Below are 3,756 nucleotides of genomic sequence, written 5' to 3' on the forward strand. Positions count from 1 at the left end.
ACTTTTTATAAAAATAATAGGAAATCCATTTCTCTTGTGTTTCAAGTCCAATACAAGTAAATCCGTTTTTAAAATCTAAAAAATTATAATCATCAGTCCATTATTCTTTTTTCTTGGTTGGTTTCAAACGACGCTTGATCTTCCAGATGCTTGCCCCCATAGCAGGCAGGGTAAAGGTCAAAGTCTGCTCATAATCTTTCCATAAGCCTTCTTGAGTCTGAACTGTTTGATTGTGCTCTTTCCACACACCTCCCCATTCTTCTAGTTCTGTATTCCAAACTTCTTCGTAAATACCTGCAACAGGTAAACCAATCGTAAAGTCCTTACGTTCAACTGGTGCCATGTTAAAGACACAGACTAACATTTCGTCCTTCTTGCCCTTACGAATAAAGGAAAGGACACTCTGATCTCTATTATCAGCATCGATAATCTCGATACCATCATAACTAGTATCAATTTCCCAAAGACAACGATGCTCTTTATAGAATTGATTCAGTTGTGAAGTGAAATGCTTCATCTTGGCATTCATCGGATCTTCTAGATTAGACCATTCCAACTGCTCCTCAGACTTCCACTCGAGGAATTGCCCGTACTCACTACCCATGAACAAGAGTTTCTTACCTGGATGGCAAATTTGATAAGTGTAGAGATTGCGCAGACCAGCGAACTGATTGTAGCGATCCCCCCACATCTTATGCATCATACTCTTCTTACCATGAACTACTTCATCATGTGAGAAAGGTAAGAGATAGTTTTCATTAAAAACATACATAAAGCTGAAAGTCACAAGATTAAAGTCATACTTGCGATAAATTGGATCTTCCTCGTAAAAACGGAGGATATCATTCATCCAGCCCATATTCCATTTATAGTCAAATCCAAGGCCGCCCATTTCTTTCATACCAGTAATCTTTGTCGCTGATGAACTTTCTTCTGCAATCATCATGATATCTGGATGAGCTAACTTAACAACTGTATTCAAACGTTGAAGGAAATAATAACCCTCGTAATTAAGGTTTCCACCGTCTTTGTTTGGAGTCCAAGGAGCATTATCATAATCTAGATACAGCATATTGCTCACTGCATCGACCCGAATACCATCTAAGTGGTAAAAATCAATCCAAAATTTAATACTTGAAATCAAGAAAGACTGGACCTCATTTTTCCCGAGGTCAAAATTCAGCGCACCCCAACCATAGTTATGAGCCTTGTTGTGATCTTGGTATTCAAAAGTTGGTGTTCCATCATAATATGCCAAGGCATCATCGTTAATAGTGAAATGACCCGGAACCCAGTCTACGATAACACCGATATTATTTATATGACACTCTTCAACGAAATCTTGGAATTCCTCAGGTGTACCATAGGAATGTTCAAAAGCAAAGTAACCCATAAGCTGATAGCCCCAGCTCAATCCAAGTGGGTGAGCCATTAAAGGCATGAACTCAATATGTGTATAGTTCATCTCAACTAAGTATGGAATCAACTCGTCTTTCAGTTGTGAAAACGTATAGGGACTACCATCTGGATTTCTCTTCCAAGATCCTGCATGGGCTTCATATATATTAACTGGTCTCTCGAAAAATCCCAGACGTTTGCGACGTGCTAGCCAAAGGCCATCTTTCCATTTCTTTTCACGGATATTGGTCAAAACAGCTCCTGTACCCGGTCTAGCTTCAAAATAAACTGCCAACGGATCGATCTTCATAATCTGGTGACCATTTGCACGCGTGATATGATATTTATAAATCTGACCTTCCTGGGCTTGACTTGTAAAGACTTCCCAAACACCTGCTTCATTACGAACCATGGGAATCTGATTCTCAACCCAATTAGTAAAATCACCAACTAGATGAACTGCTTGTGCATTAGGGGCCCAAACCCTAAAGGTATAGCCTATTTCTCCGTTTTTCTCCTCTCTATGCGCTCCTAAATAATGCTGGAGGTGAAAGTTCTCACCTGTAGTAAAGGTTCTTAATGCTTCTTGATTATTCATTCAATCCCCTTTCTTTTGTAAGCGTTTTCTATAATTCTATTATACACTCTTTTAAGATAACTTTCAAGTAATTTACGAAGGAAATCATATTTTTTTATGAAAGCCTTCAAAAAATTACCTAGCATTTTAAAAAAGATATCCAGAAAATAGAACACGAAACAATTTCCATATATTTTTTTATTATAATACCAGAATATTCGTTTTTTATCAATTTTCTACTGTATTTTTTTGAAAAAAACAAAATCAGGAAGTATTTTTCCTGATTTTATAGATTATTTCACATCAAAAACAATGGATTTAACATTTGTCATCGCTTCGATACTATATTTAATTCCTTGTACTCCTGCACCAGAACCTTTTACACCAAGGAATGGGAAATTATCTGGTCCACGTTGTGTTTTATTATTAATATGAACGGTTCCAACTTCAAGTTTTTCAGCAATTTCAAATGCCTTCTTAAAGTCATTTGTAAAGACTGAAGATTGAAGACCGAATTCTGATTCATTAGCAATTTCTACCGCTTCATTGGCATCTGCAACTCGAATAATTGGAAGAACAGGTCCAAATGGTTCTTCCCAGGCTAATTTCATATCTCTTGTGACATAATCAAAAAGTCCAGGCCAAATGAGGTTGTTTTCACGTTTGATTAGGCTGAGCGCCTTAGCACCCTTTTCTTGAGCATCTTCAATCAATCCCCAGATGAAATCAGCTGAAGCATTATCAATAACTGGCGTGATATCTGCATTGTCAAATGGATCACCGACCGTTAGCTTAGCAACTTCAGCTTGGAGCAATTCAGCCAATTTGTCAGCTACGCTTTCCACAACCAAAACACGTTTGATAGCGGTACAACGCTGACCAGAGTAGCTAAACGCACCACCTACGATTTGCTTAGCTGCATTTTCTAAATCTGCATCTTCTAAAACAATTGCTGCATCTTTCCCACCAAGCTCCAGCATAATCGGGCGCATACCAGCTAAACGACCAATACGCTCCCCAATCGGTGTTGAACCTGTAAAGTTAATGAAGTTCACTTCCTTGTGTTCGATGATGTAGTCTCCGATCTCAGAACCACGTCCAGTGATGGTGTTAAAGACACCTGCTGGGATTCCTGCTTCGTCAAATGCTTTAGCCAGCAAGAGACCAGAAATAGATCCTTGTGTTGGTGGTTTGAACATAACGACATTTCCTGCAATCAAAGCCGGAGCAATCTTAGATCCAGAAAGGTTGACTGGATAGTTAAATGGTGCAATAGCTAGGACGACTCCAACTGGCTCACGACGGACAACGGCTAGTTTATTTTTACTTGCAGCTTCAAAACCCCCACCTTCCATAGCTTGTCCAGTGATACGGAGGCCTTCCTCAGCAGCAAAACGAATCAATTCTGCTGTACGTACTACTTCTCCAATGGCTGCTTTAATCCCTTTTGCAACCTCTTTGGCAAGAATGGTACCAATTTTTTCTTTATCACGTTCCAAAATGTCTGCTGTCTTATGCAAATAGGCTGCACGCTCAACGGGTGCTAAATCACGCCATGCTGGGAGAGCTGCACGCGCAGCTTTCATAGCCTCATCTACTTCAGCCTGACTCATAGCAGGTACTGTACCCAGCTTTTCTTGATTGATGGGAGAATAGATGGCAATTTCATTCTCTGATGATTTCCATTTTCCATTCACTAAATTCTGATAATGTGTCAAATTCTCTTCCTCCTGAAAATGATTAAAACTTATTTTATCAAATTTTCAGAAAATTACAACCCC

The 3,756-nt window shown here is 39.1% G+C and carries 2 protein-coding genes; both read right to left on the reverse strand.

The annotated features are described in order from the left end of the window. Positions 1-100: 100 nt before the first annotated feature. Positions 101-1,996 (reverse strand): 1,4-alpha-glucan branching protein GlgB, encoded by a 1,896-nt coding sequence (gene glgB / locus SORDD27_RS03815; protein WP_061427427.1) that lies wholly within the window; start codon positions 1,994-1,996, stop codon positions 101-103. A gap of 272 nt (positions 1,997-2,268) precedes the next feature. Beyond that, positions 2,269-3,693 carry an NADP-dependent glyceraldehyde-3-phosphate dehydrogenase gene (locus SORDD27_RS03820; RefSeq protein ID WP_061427429.1) on the reverse strand — a complete coding sequence of 475 codons (1,425 nt, stop codon included), beginning with the start codon at positions 3,691-3,693 and terminating at the stop codon, positions 2,269-2,271. Positions 3,694-3,756 lie beyond the last annotated feature (63 nt).

The organism is Streptococcus oralis (assembly GCF_001579025.1).
Lineage (GTDB): Bacteria > Bacillota > Bacilli > Lactobacillales > Streptococcaceae > Streptococcus > Streptococcus oralis_X.